General features: G+C 75.0%; 13 protein-coding genes. 9 read left to right on the plus strand and 4 right to left on the minus strand.

The features are described from left to right. Positions 1-54 precede the first annotated feature (54 nt). On the plus strand, positions 55-453 hold the full coding sequence (locus AC1Q5D_RS01015; protein WP_481736692.1) for an RNA-binding S4 domain-containing protein: 399 nt from the start codon (positions 55-57) through the stop codon (positions 451-453). An 88-nt stretch (positions 454-541) separates the two neighbouring features. Here AC1Q5D_RS01015 and AC1Q5D_RS01020 read toward each other — a convergent pair whose 3' ends face one another. Continuing rightward, on the minus strand, positions 542-1075 hold the full coding sequence (locus AC1Q5D_RS01020; RefSeq protein ID WP_481736693.1) for a ferritin: 534 nt from the start codon (positions 1073-1075) through the stop codon (positions 542-544). Positions 1076-1208: 133 nt separating this feature from the next. Between AC1Q5D_RS01020 and AC1Q5D_RS01025 the strand changes: the two genes are divergently transcribed. Continuing rightward, positions 1209-1973 (plus strand): BRCT domain-containing protein, encoded by a 765-nt coding sequence (locus tag AC1Q5D_RS01025; protein ID WP_481736694.1) that lies wholly within the window; start codon positions 1209-1211, stop codon positions 1971-1973. 3 nt (positions 1974-1976) lie between these two features. Here the strand turns inward: AC1Q5D_RS01025 and AC1Q5D_RS01030 are convergent, their stop codons facing one another. Beyond that, a complete protein-coding gene (locus AC1Q5D_RS01030; RefSeq protein WP_481736695.1) occupies positions 1977-3356 on the minus strand; it encodes an MFS transporter in 1380 nt (459 codons plus the stop codon). Between the two features lie 155 nt (positions 3357-3511). Here AC1Q5D_RS01030 and AC1Q5D_RS01035 point away from each other — a divergent pair, with 155 nt between their 5' ends. The 5 genes from AC1Q5D_RS01035 to AC1Q5D_RS01055 all read left to right on the plus strand — a co-directional run bounded on the left by AC1Q5D_RS01035 (position 3512) and on the right by AC1Q5D_RS01055 (position 9659). Further along, positions 3512-4375, plus strand: a complete 864-nt coding sequence (locus AC1Q5D_RS01035) for a LysR family transcriptional regulator (protein WP_481736696.1) — start codon at positions 3512-3514, stop codon at positions 4373-4375. A 122-nt stretch (positions 4376-4497) separates the two neighbouring features. Next, positions 4498-6138: an amidohydrolase gene (locus tag AC1Q5D_RS01040; RefSeq protein WP_481736697.1), complete on the plus strand. Its 1641-nt coding sequence runs from the start codon at positions 4498-4500 to the stop codon at positions 6136-6138. A 52-nt stretch (positions 6139-6190) separates the two neighbouring features. Further along, positions 6191-7840 carry a thiamine pyrophosphate-dependent enzyme gene (locus AC1Q5D_RS01045; protein WP_481736698.1) on the plus strand — a complete coding sequence of 550 codons (1650 nt, stop codon included), beginning with the start codon at positions 6191-6193 and terminating at the stop codon, positions 7838-7840. 23 nt (positions 7841-7863) lie between these two features. Beyond that, the gene (locus AC1Q5D_RS01050; protein ID WP_481736699.1) at positions 7864-9237 is read left to right on the plus strand and encodes an NAD-dependent succinate-semialdehyde dehydrogenase; all 1374 of its coding nucleotides are present in this window, start codon (positions 7864-7866) and stop codon (positions 9235-9237) included. Positions 9238-9263: 26 nt separating this feature from the next. Next, on the plus strand, positions 9264-9659 hold the full coding sequence (locus tag AC1Q5D_RS01055; protein ID WP_481736700.1) for a hypothetical protein: 396 nt from the start codon (positions 9264-9266) through the stop codon (positions 9657-9659). A gap of 70 nt (positions 9660-9729) precedes the next feature. Here the strand turns inward: AC1Q5D_RS01055 and AC1Q5D_RS01060 are convergent, their stop codons facing one another. After that, positions 9730-10017, minus strand: coding sequence for an acylphosphatase (locus AC1Q5D_RS01060; protein ID WP_481736701.1), 288 nt, complete (start codon positions 10015-10017; stop codon positions 9730-9732). 75 nt (positions 10018-10092) lie between these two features. Then, positions 10093-12072 carry a S9 family peptidase gene (locus AC1Q5D_RS01065; protein ID WP_481736702.1) on the minus strand — a complete coding sequence of 660 codons (1980 nt, stop codon included), beginning with the start codon at positions 12070-12072 and terminating at the stop codon, positions 10093-10095. Between the two features lie 166 nt (positions 12073-12238). Between AC1Q5D_RS01065 and AC1Q5D_RS01070 the strand changes: the two genes are divergently transcribed. Further along, positions 12239-12781, plus strand: coding sequence for a dihydrofolate reductase family protein (locus AC1Q5D_RS01070; RefSeq protein ID WP_481736703.1), 543 nt, complete (start codon positions 12239-12241; stop codon positions 12779-12781). Further along, on the plus strand, positions 12778-13347 hold the full coding sequence (locus tag AC1Q5D_RS01075; protein ID WP_481736704.1) for a DUF1697 domain-containing protein: 570 nt from the start codon (positions 12778-12780) through the stop codon (positions 13345-13347). The genes AC1Q5D_RS01070 and AC1Q5D_RS01075 overlap by 4 nt, the downstream gene beginning before the upstream one ends. Positions 13348-13421 lie beyond the last annotated feature (74 nt).

Consider the following 13421-nt stretch of genomic DNA (forward strand, 5'->3'; position numbering starts at 1 on the left):
GCGGCGTCGGAGACGGGCGGCGCTCCCCCGGCGCCGGGCGGTAGCATCCTGCCCATGGCAAGCACCCCAGTGTCCGGTTCCGCCGTGCGCCTCGACGCGTGGCTGTGGGCCATCCGCGCGTTCAAGACCCGCTCGGCGGCGACGGCCGCGTGCCGGGCCGGGCACGTCCGCCTCAACGACCGTCCGGCCAAGGCGGCCCAGACCGTGGTCCCCGGCGACCGGATCCGGCTCCGCCAGCCCGGCTTCGAGCGGCAGCTCGTGGTGCTGCAGACGATCGCCAAGCGCGTCGGGGCGCCGGTCGCGGAGAAGTGCTACGAGGACCGCACGCCGCCCCGGTCCAAGCCCCTGGTCCCGGACGTTCCCGTCCGCGACCGCGGGACCGGACGGCCCACCAAGAAGGACCGCCGGGAGATGGAGCGCCTGCGCGGACAGCTGCGCGAGACCGGCTGGTAGGCCCCGGACGCGCGCCGGCCCCGCCCGGCGTGCTCACCGGGCGGGGCCGACGCGGCGGGGCGCCGCCGCGGGGGTGCGGCCGCGGGCGCTACGCCCCGTTGGCCGCGGCGCCGTGGGCGTGGCCGCGGCCGGCGCCGCGCGAGCCCAGTTCGGAGTCGAGGCGCAGGATCCCGTCGCCGTCCTCCCCGATGAGCTTGACGCGGCCGATGATCTCGTCGACCGTCGCCTCCTCCTCCAGCTGCTCCTCGACGAACCAGCTCAGCATCGGGAAGGCGTCGATGTCGCCCTCGCTCTGTGCCGTCCGGAAGAGGTTGCGGATCGCGTCGGAGACCCGGCGCTCGTGCGTGAGCGACAGCTCGAACGCGGCGAGCACGCTCTCCGTCTTGCCGGCGGGGCCGGCGATGTTCCCGATCACCGGGTGGGCGCCGCGGTCGGTCATGTGCCGGATGAACTTCTCGGCGTGGACCACTTCCTCCTGCGCCTGGTGGCGGAACCAGCCGGCGATGCCCGGGAGGTTCAGCGTCTCCATGTCGATGGCCAGCTGGCGGTAGACGACGGAGGCCTCAAGCTCCAGCGTCACCTGGTCGTTGAATGCGTTCTCGAGTGTTCCCTTGAGCTCCATGGCCCCAATCTACGCCGGACCCCGTGATCGCGCACCGAAGTTCGGCCAAACTTATCCGCCTACCGACTAGGCACGTTGCGGAATTGCCGAAGGCAAGGCTTGCCTGCCAGGGGCGGCCGGTAGGGTGGTGCGGGTGGAAGCGATCAGCATCTCCCCGGGCGACCAGATCGTCCTGACCGACACCCGCACGCCCAAGCCGGCCCTGTCCGCGGCGATCGAGGCGGCGGGCTTCATCGTCGGCCCGGGGGTCTCGAAGAAGACCAGCCTGCTGGTCGCCGGCGACCCGGACGCCACGACGTCCAAGGCCAAGAAGGCCGCCGACTACGGGATCCCCATCCTCGGCGAGGACGAGTTCATCCAGCGCTTCCTCGGCGGGGCCGTGGGCGGCGGGGCGGACCTTCCGCGGCGCCCGGCCCCGGCGACGGCGGCGGAGCTGGCCCCTGCCGGCAAGCGCGACGTGGCGGCGGTCAAGGCGGCCCTCTCCGCCCTGCAGGAGGGGATGGACGTGCACGTCGTGTTCACCCAGCCCGGCGCGGGGGACTTCGTGGTCCGCGGGCCGGTCCGCTATTCCACGCTCATGGACGCGTGGCTGCTGGCCGCCCTGCCGGTCGGCTCCAAGACGACGCCCGACAAGTCGGTGCGCCTGATCGCGCTGGCGGAGAACGACGGCGCCGGCCACCCCGCCGAGGCGGCCGATGCCGCCGCGCCGGGGGCGGACGACGGCGGCGGCGCCCCGGAGCCCGGCGCCCACGCGGCCGCGGCGTTCGAGCATCCGGTCTACGGGGCGTTCACCGTCCACGGGCGGATCGTGCGCGGCGCCGGCGGGCACGCGACGCTCGGGACGTGGCTGCTGGACACGGACCACGTCCAGGGCGTCGCCCCGCTGCCCGGGCCGTAGCGACTACCGGCCCGCGGGGAGCCGCTCCCCGCCCTGCAGGCCGGCGCGCTCATCGGCCCGGATGATCCGGCGGGCGATGAGCGAGGACACCAGCGAGACCGCGGCGATCGAGAACAGCAGGATCGCCGGGCCGGTCGACCCTCCGCCGGCGGCCTGCTGGATCGCGACGGCCAGGGCGGGCATGAACCCCGCGATGATGCCCGCGATGTTCGCGGCGAGGGCGATCGACGAGTAGCGCAGCCGGATCGGGAACAGCTGCGTCAGCGTCGTGCCCACGGTCGCGTACGGGATGGACGCCAGGCCGAGGCCCAGGACCATGGCGACCGTGATGGCGAAGGCGCTGCGGGTATCGACCAGCCAGAAGACCGGGAACGACACGACGACCGCGATGACGTAGCCGGCGACGACGACGCCGGAGGCGCTGGTGCGGTCCGCGACGCGGCCGGCGATCCACATAGAGACGATCTGCGCGACCGCGCCCCAGGAGATGGCCGTGAGGATGACCGCCGGGTTCAGCCCGAGGTTGTTGGAGACGTAGCCGATCATGAACGTGGTCAGCAGGAAGAACCCCGCGTTGCCGAACAGGTAGGTGCCGATGCCGACGGCCAGGCGGCCGGGGAGGTGGCGCAGGATCTGGGCGACCGGGACACCGTGGTGCGTGTCCTGGACGGCCGAGGCGGCCCGGTAGTCGGCGGTCTCCTCGATGGACAGGCGCAGCCAGACGCCGACGACGACGAGCAGGATCGAGATCAGGTACGGGATGCGCCAGGCCCAGGCGAGGAACGCGTCCCCCGAGGCGGCGACGACGCCGGCGACGATGAGGCTGGAGAGCAGGGTGCCGGTCGGCGACCCGAGCTGGACGACGGCGCCGTAGAAGCCGCGCTTGTCCGCCGGCGCGGACTCGACCGCCATCAGGGTCGCGCCGCCCCACTCCCCGCCGGTGGCCAGGCCCTGGACGAAGCGCAGCAGGGCCAGCAGGATCGGGGCCACGATGCCGGCCGTCTCGAACGTCGGCAGGACGCCGATCAGCGCGGAGGCCACGCCCATGACGACGATCGTCACGATCAGCACCCCCTTGCGGCCCAGCCGATCGCCGTAGTGCCCGAACACCAGCGCGCCGACGGGGCGGCCGATGAAGCCGACGCCGAAGGCGAGGAAAGCCTGGATGCTCTGCAGCGCGGGGTCGTCGCCGCCGAAGAACAGCGGGGCGAAGACGATCGACGCCGTCGTGCCGAAGAGGAAGAAGTCGTACCACTCCAGCGAGGTGCCGACGTAGGACCCGATGAGGGCCTTCCGGACCTTCTTCGGGTCGGACTGCACGGCGGCCGGGGTCCCGGGCACGTCCGGCGTCGGCGGCGTGGGCGTGGGTTCGGTGGGTGTCATCGTCGCTCGATTCGTCGTCGCGGGCGGCCGGGGCGGCCGGGGCGGACGCCCGCGGTGCGGTGCGGGCCACTCCAGCGTGACCCACGCAACCCGTACCGTCCACTACCGGTTTCCCATGGTTTCCATGCCGGAACGGCATGCAGCATCATGGGCCCATGAACCTGCGCCGCCTCGAGTACTTCCTCGCCGTCGTCGACGCCGGGACCGTCACCGCGGCCGCCGAGAAGCTGCGCATCGCCCAGCCGGCGCTGAGCCGGCAGGTCCGCACGCTCGAGCGCGAACTGCGGCTGCGCCTCTTCGAGACCCGCGGCAACCGCCTCGTCCTCACCCCGACGGGCAGCGCCTTCGTCCCGATGGCCCGGCGCCTCGTCCTGCACGCCCGGGACACCCAGGAGGCCGTCGACGCCCTCCGGGCGGGGCGCGTCGAGCGCCTCACCGGCGCCGCCACGGCGGCCTCCATCCGGGGTTTCGTCGCGGACTTCATCGCCTCGACCGGGCCGGACGACCCGCTGATCACGACCCGGGAGGCCGGGCACTTCGAGCTCGAGGACACCCTCCTGCACGGCGTCGACTTCATCATCGCGCCCCGGCCGCCCGGCCCCGATCTCGCGCGCGAGGACCTCGGCGGGGTCCCGCTGCGCGCCCTCGTCGCCCCCAGGCACCCGTGGGCCGGACGGCGGGAGCCCCTCGGGTGGGACGAGCTGGTCCGCGAGCACCTGATCCTGCCGTCCCACCACAGCGTCAGCCGGCACCTCGTCGACGCGGACCTCGCGGCGCGCTCGCTGTCGCTCGGCGAGGCCACGGAGTGCGACGACGGACCGACGGTCATGGCGCTCGCGGCGGCCGGGCGGGGCGTCGGCATCACGACGGAGCACCCCGGCCCAGGCGTGCGGTCCACGCCGATCGCCGACTGCAGCCTCCTCACGCTGCACATGGCGTGGCTGCGCGGCCACTACGCCGAACCCACGCTGAAATCGCTCGCGGGGCGCATGCGCGACCGCATCGCCCGCTGGGCGTGACCCGCTTCCATGCCGCATGGGCATGGGAATGGAACTCTTGAGGCATTAGACCGCATGGTCCGATGGGGCAATACTGGTGTGAGCGCCGACACGGCGCCGCCCTGCCAGAAAGGACGAGCACGGTGTTCGACGCCCTCTTCGCCAACGGCCGGTTCCACACCCAGGACGCCCGGCGGCCCGTGGCGTCCGCGGTCGGGATCCACGGCGGGCGGATCGTCTCGCTCGACGACGACGTGCCCGCTTCCGCCTTCCGCGAGCGCTTCGACCTCGGGGGCGCCGTCGTCGTCCCCGGCTTCCACGACGCCCATTGCCACCTGACCCACGTCGGCGAGGCGGCGTCCCAGGTCGACCTGAGGCCGGCCGCCGTCGCGTCCTTGGACGAGCTGCTCGCGGCCGTGGACGCGGAGGCGCGCCGGGCCCCGGACGGCGCATGGGTCGTCGGGCAGGGCTACGACCAGAACCACCTCGGCGACCGGCATCCGACCGCCGAGCAGCTGGACGCGGTCAGCCACGGGCATCCGGTCTACCTGATCCACAACTCGCGCCACCTGGGCGTCGCCAACACGGCGGCGTTCGAGCTGGCCGGCTACCCCGGCCGCCGCGGCGTCACCGCACCGGAGGGCGGCGCCGTGCCCCAGGACGGGGAGGGCCGCGCGGAGGGCGTCCTGCTGGAGACGGCCCGCGCCCTCGTCATGGACCACCTGCCCGCCAAGACGGCCGAAGACGTCGCCGGGTACGTCGGGGCGGGCTCGGACAAGCTGCTCGCCCTGGGCATCACGTCCATCACCGAGCCGGGCATCGGCGCACCGGACCACCTGGGCCTGTCCCGCTTCGACCTCGCCGGCTACCAGCTGGCCCAGGAGGCCGGGCGGCTCGGCGTGCGCGCCACCGTGATGCCGTACCTGACGACGCTGCACCGGCTCGGGGACTCCGCCGTCGACGGACACGCCCTGTACGGGCTGGACCTCGGGCTGCGCACCGGCTTCGGCAACGACTTCCTGCGCATCGGACCCACGAAGGTCCTCTCCGACGGCTCACTGATCGGGCGCAGCGCCTACATGTGCTGCGACTACGCCGGCGAGCCCGGCAACCACGGGCTCCTGCAATTCCCCGAGGAGACCCTGCGCGAGCGGCTCGTCGGGGCCCACCTCGCCGGGTGGCAGCTGGCCGTGCACGCCATCGGCGACGCGGCCCTGGACAAGGTCATGGACATCGTCGAGGAGGCGCAGGCCGTGCGCCCCCGGCCCGACGCGCGGCACCGGATCGAGCATGCGTCGATGGCCTCCGACGCGCAGATCGCCCGCATCGCGGCCCTGGGCCTCGTCCCGGTCCCCCAGGGCCGGTTCGTGTACGAGCTGGGCGACGGCGTCGTCCGCGCCATCGGGCCAGAGCGCGCTGCCCTCGCCTACCGCGTCGGTGCCCTGCTCGAGGCCGGGATCGAAATCCCCGCGTCCACCGACGCGCCCGTCGTCTCGCCCGACCCGATCCTGAACATCGCCTCCCTGGTCAACCGCACCACCTCCGGCGGCGCGGAGTTCGGCCCCGCCGAGCGGATCACCGTGGAGCAGGCGGTGCGCGCCTACACGGTCGGCAGCGCCCATGCCGTCCACCAGGAGCGCGAGAAGGGCACGCTGGCGCCCGGCCTGCTCGCCGACTTCACGGTCCTGGACCGCGACCTGTATTCCATCCCGGCCGACGCCATCGCCGACACGCGTGTCACCGCCACCGTCGTCGGCGGCCGCCTCGCCGCCGGGTCCCTCTAGACCCGCCCCGGCGGCCGACACCCGCCACCCCCTTCGACCACCAGGAGCACCCATGGGCCAGCCCACCCACGCCGGTCAGGCGATCGTCGATTCCCTCGCCGCCCACGGCGTCCGCCGCGTCTTCGCCGTCCCCGGCGAGAGCTACCTGGCCGTCCTCGACGGACTCCACGGCGCCGGCATCGAGACCGTCGTCTGCCGCCAGGAGGGCGGCGCCGCGTACATGGCCGAGGCCCACGGCAAGTTCACCGGCGAGCCCGGGGTCGCGATGGTCACGCGCGGCCCCGGCGCGGCCAACGCCTACGTCGCCCTGCACAGCGCCTGGCAGGACGGGACGCCGATGGTCCTGTTCATCGGGCTCGTCCCCGTCGCGGACCGCCTGCGCGAGTCGTTCCAGGAGTTCGACCCGCACGCCTGGTTCGGCACGCAGACCAAGCGCGTCTTCGTCCTCGACGAGGCCTCCCGCGCCTCCGAGGTCGTGGCCGAGGCGTTCTTCGCCGCGAAGTCCGGGCGCCCGGGACCGGTCGTCGTCGGCCTGCCCGAGGACGTCATCACCCGGGAGTCCACGGCCCCCGTGCACCGGCCGATCGCCGTCTCCGACGGCGCCGTCTCGCCCGCCCAGCTCGATGCCCTCGCCGCGGCGCTGCGCGGGGCGCGGCGGCCCCTGCTGTTCGTGGGCGGCCAGCGCTGGACGACGGCGGCGTCCGCGGACCTCACCCGCTTCGCCGAGACCAACAACATCCCCGTGGTCCACGACTGGCACGCGGCCGACCGCGTGCCGTGGTCCTCGCCCGCCCACGTCGGCGAGCTCGGCTACGGCCGGGCGGACACGCCGGCCCGGATGTTCGCCGAGGCGGACGTCCTCGTCGCCGTCGGGGCCGTGCCCACGGACGTGCCGACCGACGGCTTCACGCTGCGCCAGGACCCGGACGCGGTGAACTACCTGGTCACCATGGACACGTCCCTGCGCGGCCGCTCGGGCCCCGTGACGGAGCACGTCGTCGCCTCGCCGGCCGAGTTCGCCCGCGCGGTCTCCGGGCTGGACCTGGGCCGGGCCGCCGCATGGGACGCGTGGCGGGCCGCGGGCCGCGCCGACCGCGAGGCCTTCACCGCGCTTCCGGAGGCAGCGGAGCTCCCCGCCACCCGGCCCGGAACCGCCCACTTCACGGCCGTGCTGGGCGAGCTGGTCCGGCGCCTCCCGGCGGACGCCGTGACCACGATGGGCGCGGGCAACCACTGCATCTGGGCGATGCGCTACGTCCCCACCCACACGTTCCCGTCCCAGCTCGGCACCCGGAACGGCTCGATGGGCTACTCCATCCCCGCCGCCGTCGCGGCCGCGCTGGAGTCCCCCCGGCGGCCGGTCGTCGCGGTGTGCGGGGACGGCGAGTTCCTCATGAACGGGCAGGAGCTGGCGACCGCCGCCCAGTACGGTGCGCCCCTGCTGGCCATCGTCATGGACAACGGGCAGTATGGGACCATCCGCGCCCACCAGGAGGCCCGCTACCCGGGACGCGTGTCGGGCACGCAGCTCGCCAACCCGGACTTCGCCGCGATGGCGCGGGCCTTCGGGGGGCACGGCGAGACCGTGGCCGACGACGCGGACGCGGCCGCCGCCGTCGAGAACGCGCTCAAGGCCGTCACCGAACAGCGGCGCCCCGCCGTCGTCCACGTCCTCACCGACCCCGACCTCCTGCTCCCCTAGCGACCACCACAGAAGGGACACCGATGAGCCTCTACGCCGTCACCAACCCCGCCACCGGAGAGACCGTCGCCACGTATCCGACGGCGACGGACGCGGACATCGCCGCCGCCCTGGATGCGGCCGGCAACGCCTACCGGACCTGGCGCCGCTCCCCCGTCCAGGAGCGCGTCGACCTGCTGAACCGCGTCGCCGACCTCTACCAGGAACGCCGCGAGGAGCTCGCCGCCGTCATCACGCGCGAGATGGGCAAGCCGGCCTTCCAGGCGGGGCTCGAGATCGACATCGTGGTCTCCATCTACCGGTACTACGCGGAGCACGGGCCGAAGTTCCTCGAGGACGAGGAGCTCGACGTGGCCGCGGGCGGCAAGGCGGTGGTCCGCAAGGAGGCCGTCGGGGTGGTGCTGGGGATCATGCCGTGGAACTATCCGTACTACCAGGTGGCCCGGTTCGCGGCGCCGAACCTGATGAACGGGAACACGGTCCTGCTCAAGCACGCCCCGCAGTGCCCCGAGTCCGCCCTGGAGATGGAGAGGATCTTCCGCGACGCCGGTGCGCCGGAGGGCGCGTACGTCAACCTCTTCGCCACCAACGAGCAGGTCGCGGACGCCATCGCCGACCCGCGCGTCCAGGGCGTGTCCCTGACCGGCTCCGAGCGCGCCGGGTCCGCCGTCGCGGAGACCGCCGGCCGCCACCTGAAGAAGGTCGTGCTCGAGCTCGGCGGCTCCGACCCGTTCCTGCTGCTGGACACCGAGGACATGAACGGCGCCGTCAAGCGCGCCATGCTCGGGCGGATGGGCAACGCCGGGCAGGCCTGCAACGCGGCGAAGCGCTTCGTCGTGCTGGAGGACCTCTACGACGACTTCGTCGAGAAGTTCACGGACGCCCTCTCCGCCATCGAGCCGGGCGACCCGACCCAGCCCAAGACGTTCCTGGGCCCCCTCTCCTCGCAGGCGGCCGCGGACCAGCTGGAGCGCCAGGTCCAGTCCGCGCTCGCCGAGGGGGCCACGGCCACCACGGGCGGGGGCAAGGTCGCGCCGGACTCCGCCTACTTCCGGCCCACCGTCCTGACCGGGATCACGGAGGACATGGACGTCTACCGGCAGGAGCTCTTCGGCCCGGTCGCCATGGTGTTCAAGGCCAGGGACGAGGAGGACGCCATCCGCATCGCCAACGACACGCCGTTCGGCCTGGGCGCCTCCGTCCACACGGCCGACCCCGAGCGGGCCCAGCGCGTGGCCAACGAACTCGAGGCCGGGATGGTCTACATCAACGAGCCCAGCGGCACCGCGGCCGAGCTCCCGTTCGGCGGCGTCAAGCGCTCCGGCGTGGGCCGCGAGCTGGGCAAGTTCGGCATGAGCGAGTTCGTCAACCACAAGCTGGTGCGCACCCGCAAGTAGCGGCGGGGGGCGCGTAGGCTTAAGCCATGCGCCCCCTCCGTTCCGCCGCCGCCCTCGTCCTGGCCGCCGCGGCCTCCCTCGCCCTCGCCGGATGCGAGCAGGCCGAGCAGGCCGCCCGCGACGCCGCCTCCCAGGCGGCCTCCGACGTGGCGAACGCCGCGTCGAGCGCGGCCGCTGACGCCATCGCGGCCGGCCGGGACGAGGTGCTCCGGCAGGCGTGCGCGCCGCTCGAGGACGGGACGCTCAGCGCCGAGGACGTCCGCCTGCTCTCGGCCCTCGCCGAGGGTGCCGAGCAGGTCGGCCTCCCGGCCGAGGTCGCCGAACCGCTGCAGGACATCGCGGCCGCCGGGGACCAGGCGCCCGAGGAGGCCGTCCAGGCCCTGCGCGACGGCTGCGCCGACGCGACCGGCGGCGCCAACTAGGACCCTCCCGCCGCTTGGGGGCCGCCGTTCCGGCCGCCGCCACCGCCGCGGGCACGGCGACGGGGGGCGCCTACGCGGTCCCGAACCCCCGGTACCCGCCCGAGGCCGGGCCCCAGCTGCTGTCCAGACCCGTCACGTGCCCGGGCGTCCGCCCGGAGCCGAGCCAGGCGACCAGCTCCTCCAGCGCGGTCCGCGGCCCCTCGGCAACGACGCGGACCGTGCCGTCCGGCAGGTTCTCCGCGACCCCGGCGAGCCCCAGCCGTTCGGCGGCCTCGCGCACGGCGTAGCGGAACCCCACGCCCTGCACGGTTCCGGACGCGACGGCCTCCAGCCGCGCGTCGTGTTCCCTGGCCTGCATGGTCCCTCCCTGCTCGTCGCGGGCCCGCGTCCCGGGCCCGGTTGACCGCGGCCCTCCTCCGGGCCGCGGTCGCGGTCAGCCCGCCGCCAGCGCGATCGGCGGCACGTCCGCCTCGAATCCGAACACCTTCGCATAGAACGCCAGCGAAAGCTCCCGCGCCCGCACGATGTTTTCCAGCCGGCGGAACCCGTGCTGCTCCCCGGGGAACAGCACGTACGCGTGCGGGATGCCCTTGGCGGCCAGGGCATCGGCGAACGCCTGGGACTGGTTCGGCGGGACGACCTTGTCCTCGTCGCCCTGCAGCAGCAGCACCGGGCAGTCCAGCCCGTCGACGTGGTTCAGCGGGGCCCGCTCCGCGTAGACCTCCCGCGCCTCCGGCCACGGGCCGACCAGGCCGTCGAGGTACCGCGACTCGAAGTCGTGCGTGTCCGCGGCCAGCGCGGCCAGGTCGGCGACGCCGTACCGGGAGATCCCCGCGGCGAACGTGTCCTTCCGGGTCAGGCAGGCCAGGGTCGTCCAGCCGCCGGCCGAACCCCCCTCGATCGCGAGCCGCGCCGGGTCCGCCAGGCCGGCCGCGACCAGGCCCTCCATGGCCGCGACCGTGTCGGCGACGTCGACGATCCCCCACTGGCCCTTGAGCCGCTCGCGGTAGGCGCGGCCGTAGCCGGTGGAGCCCCCGTAGTTGATGTCCACGACGCCGATGCCCCGGCTCGTGTAGTACGCGATGCCCAGGTCCAGCTTCGCGAAGGCCTGCGACGTCGGGCCGCCGTGCACCATCGCCACGAACGGGGGCAGCTCCCCCTCGGGCCCGGCGTACCCCTCCAGCCGCGACCGGTACACGTGCGCGTACACGCGCCCGCCGTCCGGGGCGGGGAACTCCATCGCCTCCGGGCGCGGCAGCACGCCGGGGTCGGGCGGTTCCGGCACGGCCCGGCGAAGCGTCCGCGTGGCGCCGGTGGACAAGTCCACGAGCCGCAGCCCCTCCCCGTCCTCCGGGGACGTCCCGAGCACCAGGGCCCGGTCCCCGTCCACGTCGGTGGGCACCGCCCGGGTGTAGGGCAGGTCGAGGTCGCGCAGCGTCCCGGCGGCGGGGTCCACGATCCCGAGCGCCGCCCCGTGCGTGCCGTGGCTGGCCAGCAGCCGGCCGCCGTCGAGCACCGCGTACCAGGTGGTGCCGATGGCCCACAGCGGTCCGGCGAACTCCTCCGCGCGCCCGGCGAGCGCCCGCGCCGCCTCCGGTCCGGCGTCGGCCGGCTGTGCGTACGGGTTCCACCAGCCGGTGCGGTCGGAGACGTACACGAGGGTGTCGGCGTCGAGCCACTCCGGCTGGAGCACGGACTCGCGGGGGCCGCCGGCCGCGGTGCGGGCGGGGCCGGCGACGCCGTCGCCGCCCAGCTCCGCGACGTAGAGGCGGGTGGCGTCCCACGGCATGTCCGGGTGCTCCCAGCCGATCCACGCGATCCGGCGGCGGTCCGGGCTGACGCGGGGCCCGGCGACGAAGCGCGACGGCGGCGCCACCGCCCGCAGCGCCTCCGGGTCGTCGGCGGCGGACCCGTCGAGGGGGACGGCGACGGCGTAGCGCCGCGGCTCGGGACCGCGCAGGTCCTCGCAGACCGCCAGCAGCTCCCCGTCGCGCGGGCCGGGGCCGAACTCGGCGAAGCGCAGGGCCGGCTCCGTCCCGGAGTCGGGCGTCAGCGGCACCGGCGCCTCGGTCCGGGCGGGGTCCAGCAGGTAGAGCCGCTGGTCCGTGAACTCGGCGAACACGACGTGGGCCCGCCCGTCGACGGCCACCGGGGCCCACGAGGCCCCGCCGTACTCGTGGACGCGCGAGCGGACGTTGAACGGCGCGGGGACGAGCTCGCGCGGCGGGGCGCCGCCGTCGTCGTCCAGGGCCGCCGCGACGACGGTGAGCCGGCCGCCCTCGGCGGGCCGGCCCTCGAGCCACCACGCCTCGCCGCCGACGAACCGGCCCCCGCCCAGGGGCAGCGTGCCGGCCGCCGCGTCCACGGCGGTCAGGGGCGAGGGCCAGGAACCGAAGGGCAGGCGGGTCGTCATGGCGCCAGACTATCGGGGACGGCGCCGGCCGCGCCCGGGCCCGCGGCGTCGCCGCCGGACCCGGCGGCCGAGCCCGGCGGGCCCGGCCATGGCGCCTCCGCGGGACCACGGGCACACTGGTGGCAGCGCCCGCGCGCGACGGCGGCCGGGCGGGGACGGAGGAACCATGCCGCTGCTGTATTCGGCGACGGTGTCCGCGGACGGGTTCATCGCGGGCCCGGGCGGGGACATGTCCTGGCTGGCCGCGTACCTCGGGGAGGCGGACCCGCTCGTGGACGGGCTGGTGCCGCGGATCGGCGCGATCCTCGCCGGAGCGCGCACGTTCGGCGGGGACGACCCGCACCGCGGCGACCCGGAGCGCGAGGGCGCGTTCGGCGGGGCCTGGCACGGGCCGCAGTTCGTGCTCACCCACCACCCGCCCGCCGAGCCGGTCCCCGAGACCGAGTTCCACACCGAGCTGGCGCCGGCCGTGGCCGCGGCGCGGACGGCCGCCGGGGACCGCTACGTGAACGTGCTGGGCGCGTCCGTGGCCCGGCAGTGCCTCGAGGCCGGGGAACTGGACGAGGTCCTGCTGTTCGCCGCCCCCGTCTTCCTCGGCGGCGGGACGCGGGTCTTCGACCGGCCGGACGGGCCGCCCGTGCGGCTCGAGCGGCTGCTGGCGACCGAGACGCCGCACGCCGTCGGCTCGTGGTACCGGGTGCTCCGGTGAGCCCGGCGGTCCGCGCGGGGGCCCGGCACCGCTACGCCGTCTTCCTGCGCGGCATCAACATCGGGGGCGTGCGCATCGACATGGGCGAACTGGCCCGCGTCCTGTCCGCGGCCGGGTTCACCGGGGTGCGGACGCTGCTGGCCACCGGGAACGCCGTCCTGGAGGCCGACACCGCGGACGCGGAGGCCGTCGCCGCCCGTTGTGAGGCCTCCCTGCGGGACGCGTTCGGCTACGGCGGCTGGGTGCTCGTCAAGACCCCGGAGCAGGTCGCCGCGATCGTGGACGGCTACCCGTTCACGGCGGCGGACGACGGCGTGGCCCGCCACGCCTATGCCGTCCTGGCCGCGGGGCCGGACACGGTCGCGGAGCTGGCGGCCGCCGCTCCCCCGTCCGGCGGCGACGACCGCTGGCGGGCGGCCGGGGACGTCCTCTACCGCGAGGTCGAGCGCGGCCGCACCCTGGACACGGAGCTGGCCAAGGTCCTCGGGCGGGCCCGGTTCCGGCGCGGGACCACGACCCGGAACCTCAACACGCTGCGGAAGGTCCGCGCGGCGCTGGAGGGCTAGCGGGACGGCGCGGGAGCGAGCCGCCACCAGCCGGCAACGGGCCCCTTGCGGCGGGAGGCCGCTGCTCGGCGGGT

The sequence above is a fragment of the Arthrobacter paludis genome (assembly GCF_056782315.1).

Excerpts from the sequence above, each read along its gene's own strand:
- AC1Q5D_RS01045 (WP_481736698.1), top strand. The coding sequence starts at position 6,191 with ATGGGCCAGCCCACCCACGCCGGTCAGGCGATCGTCGATTCCCTCGCC.
- AC1Q5D_RS01035 (WP_481736696.1), top strand. The coding sequence starts at position 3,512 with ATGAACCTGCGCCGCCTCGAGTACTTCCTCGCCGTCGTCGACGCCGGG.
- AC1Q5D_RS01055 (WP_481736700.1), top strand. The coding sequence starts at position 9,264 with ATGCGCCCCCTCCGTTCCGCCGCCGCCCTCGTCCTGGCCGCCGCGGCC.
- AC1Q5D_RS01015 (WP_481736692.1), top strand. The coding sequence starts at position 55 with ATGGCAAGCACCCCAGTGTCCGGTTCCGCCGTGCGCCTCGACGCGTGG.
- AC1Q5D_RS01020 (WP_481736693.1), bottom strand. The coding sequence starts at position 1,075 with ATGGAGCTCAAGGGAACACTCGAGAACGCATTCAACGACCAGGTGACG.
- AC1Q5D_RS01050 (WP_481736699.1), top strand. The coding sequence starts at position 7,864 with ATGAGCCTCTACGCCGTCACCAACCCCGCCACCGGAGAGACCGTCGCC.
- AC1Q5D_RS01060 (WP_481736701.1), bottom strand. The coding sequence starts at position 10,017 with ATGCAGGCCAGGGAACACGACGCGCGGCTGGAGGCCGTCGCGTCCGGA.
- AC1Q5D_RS01030 (WP_481736695.1), bottom strand. The coding sequence starts at position 3,356 with ATGACACCCACCGAACCCACGCCCACGCCGCCGACGCCGGACGTGCCC.
- AC1Q5D_RS01065 (WP_481736702.1), bottom strand. The coding sequence starts at position 12,072 with ATGACGACCCGCCTGCCCTTCGGTTCCTGGCCCTCGCCCCTGACCGCC.
- AC1Q5D_RS01070 (WP_481736703.1), top strand. The coding sequence starts at position 12,239 with ATGCCGCTGCTGTATTCGGCGACGGTGTCCGCGGACGGGTTCATCGCG.